This window comes from Streptomyces sp. NPDC093018, from assembly GCF_040684035.1.
Taxonomy (GTDB): domain Bacteria; phylum Actinomycetota; class Actinomycetes; order Streptomycetales; family Streptomycetaceae; genus Streptomyces; species Streptomyces murinus.
In genome coordinates, this window is the sequence record NZ_JBFBFF010000006.1 from 326802 (window position 1) to 341034 (window position 14233).

Genomic DNA, 14233 nt, shown 5'->3' on the forward strand with positions numbered 1-14233 from the left:
GCCTCGTGACGGCCGGGGCGGACGGTCAGGGAGCGGTGCCGGGGCTGAACACGGTCAGGAAGACGGCCGAGGAGTTGCCGGAGACCGGGACCTCACCACCCGTCCACGTCACCTTCAGATGATCGCGTTCATCCGGCGGCGTGATCAGCAGGGCCGCCGGCTTGGCCGTCTTCGCGCCGCTGACCCCCGGACTGGAGAAGGTCAGCCCGGCCCAGGCGCTCTGGCCCGGCCTGAGCGTGACCGTCGTCGAAGAGCCCGACTCCCGTCCGGGGTTGGGGCCGAGCTGGCCGCCGGAGGCGTTCACGAAGGCCGCGCCCGGGAAGCCGCGCACGGTGCAGATGCGCCCCGAGGTGTTGGTGAGCACCACGGGGAAGTTCTCCTGCCCCGCGCCCGGGTCGTTGCGGCCCACGGAGGCCCGCAGTTCGGAGGTGTGGCAGCGGGTGCTCGCCGCGGCGGTGGTGCCCCCGCCCGAGGTGGCGGTCGCCCGGGTGGGCGCCGTCGAGGGGGCGCCGGTGGGCGCGGAGGAGGCGGGGGAGGGCGTGGTCGCGGTGTCGGAGGGCGCCGGTGCGGAGGAGTCGCCGGTCGCGGGCGCCGCCGTACCCGAGGACGTCATGGGGGAACTGCTGTGCACGGTCTGGCCGGTGCCGCAGGCGGTCAGCAGGCCCAGCACGGCGACCGAGCCCGCGAACAGGGCTCCGCGCCGCGCGGACCGTGGGGTGTACACCATGTCGCTCAACACTCCTGGTTGGTCGGGGCACGCGGAGGGACGCGTGCCTACGGTGCCGAGTGCGCCGTCACCCCACTCCGATGCACGGAGGGTGGGAAAAGTTCGGAACACGAGGGTTCTTTTCCCCGCTTCGGCCCCGGACCGACCCTCGGCTCACCCCTCAGCGCACCCGCAGGGAGCGCAGTACGCCATCGGTGGCGTCGCCGTCACCCCGCTGGCGTAGCTGCACATACACCTGCGGCTCGGTGGCGCCGCCCGCCGGGACGAGCGCGGACTCGGTGATCGAACCGCCGTCCGGACAGCCGCTCCAGGCCCGCACCAGCCCGTGCCAGTCGGCACCGCGGAAATCGCGGCTGCTGGAGTAGTGGCAGCCGGAGTGCGCGAGCGCCTTCACCCGTGCGGTGACATCGCCGTGCGCGCTGACCCCGACGAACACACCGTCGACCGGGGCGGCCAGATCGGGCCAGCGGGCCAGGTCGTCGGCCACCACCAGACCCGGCTCATGCCCGGAGCCCAGGCCCAGCACATGCGGGTCCCAGCCGGAGTCGCGCAGCTCGCGGTCCCAGCTCGCGGGCACCCGGACGCTCACCCGGCCGCCCGCGTCCGCCACCCGCGGCTGCTCCGGGGCCCCGCCGCGGTTGAGCACCACGGTCACCGTGACCGCCGCCAGCGCGGCGGCGACCAGCGCGGCCACGGACAGCGTCACCGTGTTCAGCCGCCCCCGGACCCGGTCGAGACGGGGCCGCGCGGTCCTCCCCTCGGCCGCGGGCCGGCCCGCCAGCCGGTCCAGCTCGGCCGCGAACTCGGCGGCGCCGGGCCAGCGCCTGGCCCGGTCCGGCTCCAGCGCCCGCAACAGCGTCCGTGCCACGTCCTCGCCGAGGCCCGGCCGCAGCCGCGCGGGCGGCACCACCTTGCCGGGCGGCCCCGGCACGCTCCCGGTGACCAGCTCGTAGCCGACCGCGCCCAGGCTGTAGACGTCGGCCCGCTCGTCGATGCCCGCCCCGGGCTCCGCCTGCTCCGGCGGCCGGTAGCCCGCCGAGCCCGCCGCCAGGGTCAGCACCGAGCCCTGCGCCAGGCTCTTGGCGAGCCCCAGATCGGCCAGCAGCACCCGCCGGGAGCCGTCCGGGGCGGTGTGCAGCAGCACATTGGTCGGCTTGATGTCGCGGTGCACGATCCCCGCCTCGTGCAGCGCGGCGGCGCCCCGCGCGGCCTGAGCCGTCAGCGCCAGCGCGTCCGGCACCGGCAGCGGGCCGTCCCGCAGCAGATCGGCGAGGGTGCCGCCGTCGGCGTACTCCATCACGAAGTACGGCCTTGCGTCCGGGAGTTCACCGATGTCGTAGACCTGCACCACCCGGCTGGAACCGGCCCGGCGCAGCAGCCGCGCCTCCGAGAGGAAACGCTCCCGGACGTCCAGCCGGTGCGACCAGTTCTCGGCGAGCACCTTCACCGCCACCGGGGCCTGAAGCTCCGGGTCGTGGGCGAGCCACACGGTGGCGAAGGCGCCGGTGCCCAGCGGCCGTTCGAGACGGTAGCGGCCGATCCGCTCCAGGGAGTGCATACGACTATCATGCCTGCCCTGAGATCGACTCGAAGGGGAGCGTGACGTGCAGGACGAGGCGCCGGTGGAGGAACTCGCCCGGCATGCCGCCGCCGGGGACCCGGCGGCCCTGGACCGGCTGCTGACCGAGCTGCGGCCCGATGTCGTACGCCGCTGCGGGCGCTTCCTGCCCTGCCGGGAGGACGCCGAGGAGGCCGCCCAGGACGTGCTGCTCCAAGTGGCGCGGCACATCGGCACCTTCGAGGGCCGCAGCCGCTTCAGCACCTGGCTGTACACCGTGGTCGCCAACTGCTGCCGGCAGAAGTACCGCGAGCTGAAGCGGCGGGCCGCCGAGCAGCCCGTCGCCATCGAGCCGGCGCACGCCGTCGACCCGCGCACCACCAGCGTCATCGCCGGCTCCCGGGTGGATCTGCTGGAGGCGCTGGAGCGGCTGGAGCGCGAGCACCCGCAGCTGGTCGCGCCGCTGGTCTACCGGGACATCTGCCAGCTCGACTACGCCGAGGCCGCCGAACGCGCCGGCATCCCCCTCGGCACCTTCAAGTCCCGGCTGCACGAGGCCCGCAGACAGGTACGGCCCTGGCTCACGAGCCTCTGACCGGCGGCTGGTCGTCCTCCTCGAACAGCGGCAGCTCCGCCCAGATCGTCTTGCCGTCCCCGGTGTGCCGGCTGCCCCAGCGCTGGGTGAGCTGGGCGACCAGCAGCAGCCCCCGGCCGCCCTCGTCGAAGGTCTTGGCCCGGCGCAGATGCGGGGCGGTGTGGCTGGTGTCGGAGACCTCGCAGATCAGCGTGGCCGCGTCCTGGATCAGCCGGAGCCGGATCGGATGGGCGCCGTAGCGGATGGCGTTGGTGACCAGCTCGCTGACCACCAGCTCCGCCGTGAACGACGCCTCGCTCAGCCCCCATACGTCCAGCTGCTCCACCACCTGTTTGCGGATCGGCGCGACCAGCGCCGGGTCCGCCGGGATGTCCCAGGTCACCACCTGGGAGGCGGGCAGCCCCTGGGTGCGGGCGAGCAGCAGCGCCACGTCGTCGGCGGCGCCGCCGGTCGGCAGCAGGGTGCGCAGGATCCGGTCGCAGGAGAGGTCCAGCGAGCCGCCGCCCGCGCTCAGCGCCTCGAAGAGCATCGCGCGGCCGGCATCCCGGTCCCCGTCCCGGGACTTGACCAGACCGTCCGTGTACAGCGCGAGCACGGTGCCCTCCGCCAGGTCCACCTCGGCGGACTCGAACGGCAGTCCGCCCAGGCCCAGCGGCGGGCCCGCGGGCAGGTCCAGCTGGCGGGGGCGGCCGCCCGGCGGCAGCACGACGGGCGGCGGATGCCCCGCGCGGGCCAGGGTGCAGCGCCGCGACACCGGGTCGTAGACCGCGTACAGGCAGGTCGCGCCGACCTCGCCGGTGCTGCCGTCCCGGCCGGTCTCCTCCGCGAGCCGCACCACCAGGTCGTCCAGGTGGGTGAGCAGTTCGTCCGGGGCGAGGTCGATGTCCGCGAGGGTGCGTACGGCGGTGCGCATCCGGCCCATGGCGGCCGAGGCCTGGACGCCGTGCCCGACCACGTCCCCGACGACCATCGCGACCCGCAGCCCCGACAGCGGGATCACATCGAACCAGTCGCCGCCCACCCCGGCCCGCGCCGCCGGCAGATACCGGGAGGACGCCTCCAGCGCGGCCGTGCGCGGCAGGGTGCGGGGCAGCAGACTGCGCTGCAGGGCGAGGGCGGTCTCCCGCTCGCGCGAGTAGCGCCGGGCGTTGTCGATGCAGACCGCGGCCCGGGCGGTGATCTCCTCGGCGAGCATCCGGTCGTCGGCGTCGAAGCTGTCCGGGCGGCGGTGCCGTACGAAGACCGCGACGCCCAGGGTCAGGCCGCGGGCCCGCACCGGGACCGACATCGTGGAGTGGATGCCGAAGCGCCGCACCTGCCGGGTGCGGGCGCTGTTCCAGTTCATCCAGGGGCTGGTGCCGCCCGCTGTCCTGGAGAAGACAAGTGTGCGGCCCGCGGTCAGCGAGTCCGCCTGCGGGGAGCCGCCCGGATAGCGCTCGGTCTGCCCCGGCTCCATCACCGCCTCCGGCACCCCGTCCAGGACCGAACGGTGGGCGGCCCGGCGCAGGGTCACCGGGGTGGCGACACGGGCCGGGGGCTCGCCGCCGTACTCCTCGGGGTCCAGCAGGTCGATGGTGACGAAGTCGGCGAGCGCGGGGACGCACATGTCGGCCAGCTCCTGCGCCGTACGGGTGACGTCGAGGGTGGTGCCGATGCGCATGCTCGCCTCGTTGACCAGCTGGAGGCGCTGCCGGGCCCGGTGGCTGTCGCTGACGTCGTGCGCGGCCAGGCACACGCCCCGCACCCGGCCCGCGCGGTCGTGCACCGGCGCCATCCGGGCGAGCCAGGCGTGCGCCCGGCTCTCGCCGCCGGCCCGCATGAAGGTCCGTACGTCCAGCGGGTGGCCGGTGGCCAGCACCTCGCGCATGCCCCGCGTCAGTTCCTCGCTCTGCGGACCGTCGACCAGCTCCGTGAACCGCAGCCCCCGCGCGTGGTCCTCCGGCAGCCCGGAGACCACGGACATGGCGTCGTTCATCCGGCGCAGCCGCAGCTCCTCGTCGTACACCGCGGTCGCGCACGGCGACTGGACCAGGCCCGCCTCGCCCAGCGGATCGTCGGCGACGGGCGGTTCCGTGCGGGGCACCGGGGTGACCAGGATCCACCGGTTGCCCGCGCCGTCGGGGGCCGGGCGGTACCGGGCGAGCAGCCAGACCTCGACGCTGCGGCCGTCCAGGTGGCGCACGGTGAGCGTGCCGTGCCAGCGGGAGGCCCGGGGCAGGGTGGGGGCGGGCCCGATGAGCAGCTGCGTGGCGGGGCGGCCCACGACCGCGTCGGCGGGGTGGCCGAGCAGGCGCCGCGCGCCCTCGTTCCACTCCACCAGCGTTCCGTCGTCATCGATGACAGCTCGGGCCGTCGCCGCCTCGTCGAACGGATAGACCCGGCTCATCGTCGCCGCTCCCAAGCGCACACTCACAGTGAACAGGTGGCACCCCTCGCGACCCCCAGCCTAGTGCTTCCCGCACACCGGTGGACGCCAGGCCCCCGGGCGGCGCCGGTACCTGTGGTGTGCGGTGATCAGCTCGCGTCGTGGAACACCAGCCCCAGCGTGCGCCGCCGTCCGGACCGTACGGTGCTCACCCCGTGCCGCAGCGCGCCGGCCGACCAGCCGCGGCGGGAGCGCACGGGGCGGTCCCGGGTCGTGAAGACCAGGCCATGGCCGCGGCGCAGGGCGGTCGAGGTGCCCCGGGACTGGGCGCGCGGGCGCTGCTCGACCAGCAGGAACTCGCCGCCGGTGTAGTCGTCGCCGTACCCGTCCAGGGCGACCACCACCTGGAGCGGGAAGACCAGGTCCCCGAAGACGTCCCGGTGCAGGGCGTTCCAGTCGCCGGGGCCGTAGCGGAGCAGGATCTGCGCCGAGCGGTCCTGGCCCGCGGCGTGGCAGCGGGCCAGCCATTCCTCCAGGGTGTCCGGCCAGGGCGCCGGGCGGCCCAGGCGCACCGCCCAGTCGCGGGCGAGGGGCAGCAGCCGCGGGTAGAGCGCGCCGCGCAGCGCGGCCACCGGGGCGGGCAGATCGTGGGTGAAATAGCGGTACTCGCCGGAGCCGAACCGGTGCCGGGCCAGATCGACCGTGGTGCGGAACAGCTCCGGGCGGTCGTACAGGTCGGCCAGCTCCGCGCACTCGGCGGGCGTCAGCAGCGGCCCGGTGGCGGCGCAGCCGATCTCGTCCAGCTCGGCGGCGAGCGCGGGCCAGTCCGTGCCGGCCACCCGGCGGCGGCCCTCGGCCGGGGTGAACTCCATGTGCGGTGCCTCCTCGAAGGGCCCGGTGGATCCTCGGGAACGGCCCTCGGAAACCGTCGTCCGTGCCGAGTCTGCGCCGCCGGACGCCGGGGGACCGGCGGGAATCGGACACGGCCCTCGGGTGTCCCGGTGCCGCCGCCGGTACCGCAGCGGAGATGACGTGACCTGCGGGAATTTACGGGTGAATACCCGAGCGGTACCGTTTGGTCCATGCCAGCTCTCAACGTGGAGTTCAGTGACCGGGAACTAGAGGACCTGCGGCAGATCGCCAAGGAGCGCGGTACGTCGATGAAGGCCCTCGTCCGCGAGGCCGCCGCCGCCGACATCGCCCGGCACCGGGCGCTGAAGGAGGGCGCCGCGGCGTTCCGCAGCTTCTTCACCACGCACGCCGAGGAGTTCGCCGCCGCGTTCCCCGAGGACGAGCCGCCCGCACGGGGCGAGGCCGCCTGAGTGATGCCGCCCGTCATCCATATCGATGTCCCGTGGCTGCTCCAGCGGCATGAAGAGGTCCTGCCCGAGCAGCCCACGGTCGACGACTTCTCCGCTCTGGTCGCCGCCGTCGCCCGGCACCGGGTCGACCCGCCCCGGCTCGGGGTGGACTCCGACCCCGCCTGGCGGGCCGCCGCCCTGCTGCACACCCTCGCCCTGCTCAAGCCGCTGCCCGCGGCCAACGCCCGCTTCGCCTGCGCCACCGCGGTCGCCTACATGTTCGTCAGCGGCGCCGGCATCGACCCGCCGTACGGCGCGCTGGTGGACCTCGCCCGCGATCTGATCTCCGGCAAGGCGGACGTCTACGGGGCCGCCGACCGGCTCCGCTCCTGGCAGATCTGAACACCGGAGCACCAGTTCGGGTACGAGTCCGGACACCCGCGCGCGGAGGGCCCTCAGCCCGTCCGTCCAGGCGCCGCGCGCGGTCGGTCCCGCGATCCGGGAGGGGTGACCCTGGGCGAGTGCCCGCCGCCCGCGCTACAGCAGCGCCGCCTGCCCCGACTCCTCGACCAGGCGCGCCAGTGCCCGCTCGTCCTCCTCCGAGGACGGCATGAACACCACCAGATGCTGTCCGGGCGTCTCCGTGACATCCAGCTTGGTGTAGTCGAGGTCCAGCCGCCCGGCCGTCGGATGGCTGAACCGCTTGAGGGTCGGCTGGAACGCCCGCACGGGATGCTCGGACCACAGTGCGCGGAACTGGCCGCTGGACCTGGTCAGGGTGTCGATGAGCGCCGTGGTCCGCGGATCGTCGGGGTTGCGCCCCACCGAGATCCTGAACTGGCCCAGGATGTCGCGGACTTCACGCTGCCAGTCGACCAGCAGGGACTGCATCTGCGGCCGGGTGAACAGCAGCCAGATGCTGTTGCGTTCCTCCTGCGGCAACTGATCGAGACCTCCGACCAGGGACGCGTAGGCGCGGTTCGCGGCCAGCAGGTCCCAGCAGTCGTTGATCACATGCGCCGGGAACGGGTCGAGGGTCTCCACCAGCTTGCGCAGGGTCGGATTCACCGCGACCGGCTCGGGCCGCTCGGCCGGCAGCGCCGTCTCCGCCAGCGTGAACAGGTGCCGCCGCTCGGCCGGGGTCAACTGGAGCGTGTGCGCGAGCGCCTCAAGGACCTGCCGGCTCACCCGGATGTCCCGGCCCTGCTCCAGCCAGGTGTACCAGGTCAGGCTCACCCCGGAGAGCTGCGCAACCTCCTCGCGGCGCAGTCCCGGGGTGCGGCGCCGCCGACCGGGAGTCAGCCCAGCCCGCTCGGGGGAGAGCGCCTCGCGCCGGGAGCGCAGGAACGCCGCAAGGAGCTCACGCTGCATGCCGGTCATCCAAGCACCCCCCGAACGGCCCTGTCCTGGTGGTCATTACACCAGCATGACTGCCCCTCTGTACCCCCTTCGGGAACCGCCGCACGCTGTTCTCGTGACCACGTCATCGACCGCCGCGGGTATCAACAGCCCCGCCCCCGCCCCGTCTTCGCCCGCTTGGGGAAGGCCCGTCGCCGTCCTCGCCCTCGGCTCGTTCGCCATGGGCACCGACTCGTTCGTACTGGCCGGCATCCTCCCGCAGATCGCTCACGGTCTGCACATCTCCACCGGCGCCGCCGGGCAGACCATCACCGCTTTCGCGCTGACCTACGGCCTCACCGCGCCATTCCTGGCCGCGCTGACCAGCCGGCTGCCCCGCAAGCCCCTGCTCGCGGTCGCGCTCGCCCTGTTCGTCCTCGCCAACCTCGCCTCCGCCGCCGCCCCCAACCTGCCCCTGCTGCTCACGGCGCGTGTCGTCGCGGGTCTCGGCGCGGCCCTGTACACACCGAACGCCTCCGCCGCCGCGGCCGCGCTCGCCGGGCCCGCCGCCCGGGGCCGCGCGCTGTCGGTGATCCTGGGCGGTCTGACCGTCGGCACGGTCTTCGGCGTCCCCGTCGGCACCGCCATCGGCCAGCACCTGTCCTGGGAGGCCGGCCTCGTCTTCGTCGCGGCCGTCGGCGCCCTGGCCCTGCTCGGTGTCCTGGTGGTGCTGCCCGGTCCGCCGATCCCGCCGGCGATCCCGCTCGCGCAGCGGTTCGCCGTGCTGGCCGAGCGCCGGGTCGTCGCCATGGTGGCCTTCATGCTCCTGGCCAGTGGCGGCAGCATCATGGTCTACACCTACACCGCGACCGTGCTCGGACAGATCGCCCACATCCATGGCACCGGCCTCGCGGCCGCGCTGCTCGCCTGGGGCGCCGGCGGCATCTTCGGCTCCTTCGGCAGCGGCTGGCTCACCGACCGGCTGGGCGCCGCCCGCACCCTCAGCGTCGCGATCGCCCTGCTGATCGTCACCCTGGCGGCGCTGACCGTGTGCACCTCGATGGCCCTCGTGATCGTCGTCATGGTGCTCAACGGCGCCGCCGGCTGGGCCCTGGCCACCCCGAACAACCACCGGCTGACCGCGCTCGCGCCGACGCTGCCCAGCGTCGTGATCTCCTTCAACTCCTCCGGCATCTACCTGGGCCAGGCCCTCGGCGCGGCCCTCGGCGGCATCCTGGTCGACCACGGGGTGACCGCCCGCGCGCTGTGCCTGACCGGCATCGCCATCGCCCTCGCGGCCGCCGCCGTCCACACCCTGATCCCCCGCCCGGGCCCGGAGTCCTGATCCTCCGTCCGGCCCCGGAGGGTTTCCCCTGGGGCCTCATCGTCCGTCTACGGCGCTCCGCGCAGGGTCAGCGCGGTCCGTGCCAGCCCGCGCAGCCAGGTGTGGGCGTGGTCGGTGTCGTAGCGCTGATGCCATGACAGATAGACCGGTGCCGAGGGCAGTTCGAGCGGCAGCGGGAGCACCACCAGGCCGAGGTCGGCGATGGCGGACCGGGTGGTGGCCTCGGGGACGCTGATCAGCAGATCGGAACCGCGCGCGAACTCCAGCGCGGCCGCTTCCGTGGGCGCGGTGGCCACCACGCGGCGGGTGAGGCCGAGCGGCGCGAGGGCATCGTCGATGCCATTGGCGAGGTTGCCCCGCCGCGAGACGTTCACATGCTCGGCGGCGGCGTACTGCTCCGCGGTGACGGTCCTGCCACGGGTGAGGGGATGCCCCTGCCGGACGGCGATGACGAGGCGGCTCTCGCCCACGCTCTCGGCGCGGATGTCCGGTGCGCTCGGGCGATTGGCATTGGCCTCCAGGTCCACCTCGCCGCGCCGCAACTCCGGTGTGTCGAGGCTCGATTCCGCGACGAAGCGCAGTCGGACGCCCGGCGCCTCCGCGCGCGCGGCCGCGAGCAGTGCGGGGCCGCTCAGGGCGACCAGGGAATCGTGCCAGCGGAGCGTGAAGGTGCGTTCCAGCGTCGCCAGATCGAGTTCACGGCTCGGCGCCAGCACCCCCTGGACCTGGTGCAACAGCTCGTGCACCTGTTCCCGTACGGCGATCGCGTACGGCGTCGGGGTCATGGTCCGCCCGGTGCGCACCAGGATCTGGTCCCCGGTGGTGCGCCGGATCCGGCCCAGACTGCGGCTCATCGCGGGGGCGGTGACATGCAGGCGGGCAGCCGCCCCGGCCACACTGCCCTCCTCCAGCAGCGCGTCGAGCGCGGCCAGGAGGTTCAAATCCAATTGCATACGAGTAATCCTAGCCGTGTCTGACATGCATTTGAAGTTAATCAAAGGGCTCTATACCTTCGAGACCAGAGCGCAGGACCGGAGCGCACCGCTCGGCCCGACCAGCCTCAACCCACCACCGTCCAGAGGGAGTTCAGTCATGTCCAAAACCCTTGAGACCGCCGGCGTCGCCACCTCCGACGCCACCTCCGACGCCACCCTCCTCGACCGCACAGCGACCGCCGTGCGCGCGGCCGGATCCGCGCTGCGCGAGCACTTCGGGGAGGTGACCCGCTACCGGACCCGCGCAGAGCTGATGCGCGCCCTCGCCGCCAACGACGACAGGGCCCTCGACATCCTGCGCCCCCGCCTCACGGACCTGCGCCCGCACGCCGGCTGGGTCGAGGACGAACTGGACGGCGGGGCGCTGCCGCCCGGCGAATGGTGGGTCGTGGACCCGGCCGAAGGCAACATCAACCATCTGCACGCCCTGCCGGAGTGGGCGGTGACCGCCACCCTCGTGCGCGACAACCGGCCCGTGCTCACCGCGGTCCACCTGCCGATGACCGGCGAGACCTACACCGCACTCACCGGCGCGGGCGCCCACCTCGACGGCCGGCCGCTCGACGTCGCCCCGACCACGGACCTCGGCCTGAGCATCGTGGCCACCAGCCAGGCCCGGCCCGACGAGGAGGACGACGTCGTGCGCCGCGTCGGCTCCTCGATCACCGCCATGCTCGCCGACGCACTGGTCGTCCGCACCGCCGTCCCCGCCACCCTGCACCTGCTGAACGTGGCCGCCGGCCGGATCGACGCCTTCTGGCAGTTCGCCGGTGCCCGCGCGGACCTCCTGCCCGGGACACTGCTCGTCACCGAGGCCGGCGGCCGGATCTCCGACGCCGAGGGCCGCCCCTGGACCCCGCACAGCGAGAGCTTCCTGGCCGCCGCGCCCGGCATCCACACCCAGGCCGTCGCCACCCTCACCCGCTGACCGCGCGCACCACCACCCGCACACACGGAGGAACCAGACCACCATGACCACGATCACCGTCCTCGGAAACGGCCGCGTCGGCGGCAACCTGGCCACGGCCCTCACCCGGGCGGGACACGAGGTGAGGGTGGCGGACCGCACGCCGGGCGCCGCCGCCGAGGCGTCCCGCACCGCACAGGTCGTCATCAACGCCACACCGGGCGCGGGCTCGCTGGACCGGCTCGCCGCCCTGCGCGAGGAACTGCGCGGCAAGATCCTGATCGACGTCTCCAACGCCACCGTCGACGGCCCCGACGGACTGCCCGCCGACCTGATCTACCCCGGCTCCAGCCTCGCCGAGCGACTCCAGGAAGCGCTCCCCGAAACGCGCGTCGTCAAGACGCTCAACACCATGCTCTTCCCGGTGATGACCGCCCCGGCCACCCTCACCCAGGCCCCCGAAGCCTTCCTCTCCGGCGAGGACCCACAGGCCAAGCGGACCGTCCGCGAACTGCTCATCAGCCTCGGCTGGCGCACGGAATGGATCACCGACCTCGGCGGAATCATCACCGCCCGCGCCACGGAGGCCGCGATCCTGTTCGTACCGCACATCCTCCGGTCCAACGGATTCGCACCCTTCGCCATCACGATCGCCCGCTGACCACGGCCCTCGGCCGCGCAGCCCGGGCCATCCGGACGCCCGGTCGACTACCACGAACGCCCGCGGCGTCGACCTGGGCCTTCACCGGACGTGACCATTCGGGCGTATCACTGAGCGGATCCGATCACACGGTCATGGAGCTGTTGGTCCGAGAACGTCGTCGCCGGAGCCCCGAATGTGAAGCATGATCGAGTCCACGTCCGCCCATTCATCGCTGTTCCACATGACGGGCATGGCTCCGACGGGTTCGAACCGGATCTGCGGGTCGTTGCTCTGGACCAGGCAGATCAGACGGCGGCGAAGTACAGCTGCCTCCCTGGCCTGGTCGGCGATGATGTCCAGGACGATCTGGGCCGCCCTGGGGCAGGCCGTCGCGAACCGGTCGTAGTCTCGGTGAGGACGAGGACCAGTCCGGCGCCCTCGGGAGCGTCGTCGTAGCCGCCGTAGCAGGCCACGTCGCCGAGGCAGTCGTTGAGCGCGTCCAGGTTGTGCCCGTAGTAGTCGGGGAAGTCCAGGGCCGCGGCCATGGCACGGTGCATATCTCGCTCCGTGCTCCATCGGCCGGCCTCCAGACAGATCACGCGGAAGCCGCGGTCTTCGAGACGTTCGGTCGCCTGTGTGAGGAGACGCTTGCGCCAGAAGAAGGTGACAAACGTGTTGATCATGTATTCGATGCCGGGGAGCCGAGTGGACCGGTGCCGCCCAGGCGTGTTCCGAGCCACTGGCTGAAGGCTCCGCCGTGAATCTGGTCCAGGAAGTCGTGCATGTCCGTGCAGCCCTGCCAGTGCTTGGCCGTGGGGTGCCGTGGGTCTTCGGTCGACCTGTCCCGACCCTACGGTGCGAAGGGCGCTGTTGTCGGTGGCCGACTGAGCATCCGGCGTTCAGCAGGCTTTTGACGCGTCGGCACGCGTCCTACCCTCTGGCCATGCCTTGGACAACACTGGCCAGTGCCGTGGTCGGCGCCTTGATCGCGACCGCTTCCGCCGCATTACTCGACCGCAGCCGCTGGCGACGGGAGCAGGATGACCGCCTCATCAGCGCACGACGTGCTCTCTACGGCGAGTACCTCGCGTGCCTCTCTCAGGCCCGCAACGACTTCCGTAGCCTGGCACGCAATCAGAGCGTGGACTTGGTCGAACGAGAGCGTTCCGCCCGCGACAGCTTCGCTCCGTGCTACGGCGTGCGCTACCAGATGTCGATCACCGCAGCGTCGAACGTATTCGTCGCCTCCGAGAGCGCCTTTCGCCGGCTACGTGACGTACGGGATCTCGCCGCGGCCGGCACCCTCGCCGGGGACGAGGCGTACTCGGGTGGCCGCGCCGAGTACGAGACCGCGCTCACTCGACTTCGTGACGCCATGCGCTTCGATCTCGGAGCCGACCGGGAGCCCACGGTGTCCAGGTGAGGTACTCGACCGGCCGACTCGGGTGCTCGGCCGCACCCGTTGTGGCTGAGCGTTCCCGTTGATGAGTGAGCAGGCGATCGGGCGAGTCGAGCGTGTACGTGGACGTTGCTCACCCTTTGGAGCGGTACGGCCCGGGGACCCCGGGGCGGTTCCGGCCGTCCCGGCCGCGCTCGCCGTTGCGGGCCCTGGACGTCGCGCGGTCGGCAGTGCGTGAATTCCGGGAACGTGGGCGGCCCTTGGCCGCGGACCTGTGTGCGCGTCGTGATGTCGCTGTCCTGTCGAAGCGGGTTCTGGAGCCTACGGCTGTTGTTCCCGGTCGGGGCGGGCACGATGGGGCCGGTGGTTTCCGCGGTCTGCGGTCGCAGGGGTGCGTGGCCGTAGGCGCTCGCCCTGGGGGCCGAACATGATCAGGTACTCGACCGGACCGCCCGGGCCGGCGTTCGCCACTCCGTGCGGGGTGCGGGTGTCGAACTCGGCGACGTCCCCCGCGGTCAGGACGAGGTCCTGGTCGCCGAGCGCGAGCCACAGCCGTCCGTACAGGACGCACAGCCACTCGTAGCCGTCGTGGGAGACCTGACGAGGACGCGCGGGCGGGTCCCCGAGGGCGGGCAGGACATGCTTGTGGGCGTGCAGGCCGCCGACGTACCGGGTCAACGGCAGCACCGCCTTGTCGTCGCCGAAGCTCAGCGGCGCCGTGGGGCGCGGCTCGGCCCCGGGGGCGGGCGCGGTGCCGGCCAGCTCGTCCAGGCCGACGCCGTACTCCTTCGACAGCTGCAGCAGCACCTCCAGGGTGGGCTTGCGCCGGCCGGTCTCGATCCGGGACAGCGTGCTGGACGAGATGCCGGTCGAGCGGCTGACACCGGCGAGCGTGGCGCCGTGGCGCTCACGCGCCGCCCGCAACCGGGGCCCCATCGCGGCCAGGGTGGCGTCCATCTCGTCGACCGCCATCACTCCCGCTCCCTTGTGCAGACCGTGCCGCTCCACCCCTCTGTTCTGCGAGTTTGCCAGAACGGCAACGCTGATCGCGTCGGGCGGG

The 14233-nt window shown here is 73.0% G+C and carries 15 protein-coding genes; 7 read left to right on the forward strand and 8 right to left on the reverse strand.

Annotated elements, in window-relative coordinates:
• Positions 1-25 precede the first annotated feature (25 nt).
• On the reverse strand, positions 26-727 hold the full coding sequence (locus tag AB0N90_RS17375) for a DUF4232 domain-containing protein (RefSeq protein ID WP_365197293.1): 702 nt from the start codon (positions 725-727) through the stop codon (positions 26-28).
• Between the two features lie 160 nt (positions 728-887).
• Positions 888-2285, reverse strand: coding sequence for a serine/threonine-protein kinase (locus AB0N90_RS17380; RefSeq protein WP_365197296.1), 1398 nt, complete (start codon positions 2283-2285; stop codon positions 888-890).
• Between the two features lie 46 nt (positions 2286-2331).
• Between AB0N90_RS17380 and AB0N90_RS17385 the strand changes: the two genes are divergently transcribed.
• The gene (locus AB0N90_RS17385) at positions 2332-2880 is read left to right on the forward strand and encodes an RNA polymerase sigma factor (RefSeq protein ID WP_361672785.1); all 549 of its coding nucleotides are present in this window, start codon (positions 2332-2334) and stop codon (positions 2878-2880) included.
• Here the strand turns inward: AB0N90_RS17385 and AB0N90_RS17390 are convergent.
• Both AB0N90_RS17390 and AB0N90_RS17395 read right to left on the reverse strand, forming a co-directional pair.
• The gene (locus tag AB0N90_RS17390) at positions 2867-5266 is read right to left on the reverse strand and encodes a SpoIIE family protein phosphatase (RefSeq protein ID WP_365197299.1); all 2400 of its coding nucleotides are present in this window, start codon (positions 5264-5266) and stop codon (positions 2867-2869) included. The two genes, AB0N90_RS17385 and AB0N90_RS17390, sit on opposite strands and share 14 nt — an antisense overlap.
• 128 nt (positions 5267-5394) lie before the next feature.
• Positions 5395-6117, reverse strand: coding sequence for a 2OG-Fe(II) oxygenase (locus tag AB0N90_RS17395; protein WP_365197302.1), 723 nt, complete (start codon positions 6115-6117; stop codon positions 5395-5397).
• Between the two features lie 210 nt (positions 6118-6327).
• Here AB0N90_RS17395 and AB0N90_RS17400 point away from each other — a divergent pair, with 210 nt between their 5' ends.
• The gene (locus AB0N90_RS17400) at positions 6328-6567 is read left to right on the forward strand and encodes a hypothetical protein (protein ID WP_037652492.1); all 240 of its coding nucleotides are present in this window, start codon (positions 6328-6330) and stop codon (positions 6565-6567) included.
• Positions 6568-6570: 3 nt separating this feature from the next.
• On the forward strand, positions 6571-6948 hold the full coding sequence (locus AB0N90_RS17405) for a hypothetical protein (protein ID WP_037652724.1): 378 nt from the start codon (positions 6571-6573) through the stop codon (positions 6946-6948).
• A gap of 135 nt (positions 6949-7083) precedes the next feature.
• On the opposite strand, the gene AB0N90_RS17410 is transcribed toward AB0N90_RS17405, so the two are convergent.
• Entirely contained in the window at positions 7084-7917 is an 834-nt protein-coding gene (locus tag AB0N90_RS17410) for a helix-turn-helix transcriptional regulator (protein ID WP_365197305.1), read from the reverse strand.
• A gap of 103 nt (positions 7918-8020) precedes the next feature.
• On the opposite strand from AB0N90_RS17410, the gene AB0N90_RS17415 reads away from it, so the two are divergent.
• Positions 8021-9229, forward strand: a complete 1209-nt coding sequence (locus AB0N90_RS17415; RefSeq protein ID WP_365197308.1) for an MFS transporter — start codon at positions 8021-8023, stop codon at positions 9227-9229.
• A 47-nt stretch (positions 9230-9276) separates the two neighbouring features.
• Here the strand turns inward: AB0N90_RS17415 and AB0N90_RS17420 are convergent, their stop codons facing one another.
• On the reverse strand, positions 9277-10182 hold the full coding sequence (locus tag AB0N90_RS17420; RefSeq protein ID WP_365197310.1) for a LysR family transcriptional regulator: 906 nt from the start codon (positions 10180-10182) through the stop codon (positions 9277-9279).
• A gap of 139 nt (positions 10183-10321) precedes the next feature.
• Here AB0N90_RS17420 and AB0N90_RS17425 point away from each other — a divergent pair, with 139 nt between their 5' ends.
• Both AB0N90_RS17425 and AB0N90_RS17430 read left to right on the forward strand, forming a co-directional pair.
• Positions 10322-11152, forward strand: coding sequence for a 3'(2'),5'-bisphosphate nucleotidase CysQ (locus AB0N90_RS17425; RefSeq protein WP_365197313.1), 831 nt, complete (start codon positions 10322-10324; stop codon positions 11150-11152).
• 43 nt (positions 11153-11195) lie between these two features.
• Positions 11196-11792 carry an NAD(P)-binding domain-containing protein gene (locus AB0N90_RS17430; RefSeq protein ID WP_365197315.1) on the forward strand — a complete coding sequence of 199 codons (597 nt, stop codon included), beginning with the start codon at positions 11196-11198 and terminating at the stop codon, positions 11790-11792.
• 287 nt (positions 11793-12079) lie between these two features.
• On the opposite strand, the gene AB0N90_RS17435 is transcribed toward AB0N90_RS17430, so the two are convergent.
• Entirely contained in the window at positions 12080-12457 is a 378-nt protein-coding gene (locus AB0N90_RS17435; protein ID WP_365197318.1) for a barstar family protein, read from the reverse strand.
• 260 nt (positions 12458-12717) lie between these two features.
• Here AB0N90_RS17435 and AB0N90_RS17440 point away from each other — a divergent pair, with 260 nt between their 5' ends.
• Complete coding sequence (locus AB0N90_RS17440) at positions 12718-13197, forward strand: hypothetical protein (protein ID WP_365197321.1); 480 nt, start codon at positions 12718-12720, stop codon at positions 13195-13197.
• 297 nt (positions 13198-13494) lie between these two features.
• Here the strand turns inward: AB0N90_RS17440 and AB0N90_RS17445 are convergent, their stop codons facing one another.
• On the reverse strand, positions 13495-14145 hold the full coding sequence (locus tag AB0N90_RS17445) for a helix-turn-helix domain-containing protein (RefSeq protein WP_365197323.1): 651 nt from the start codon (positions 14143-14145) through the stop codon (positions 13495-13497).
• Between the last annotated feature and the right edge of the window lie 88 nt (positions 14146-14233).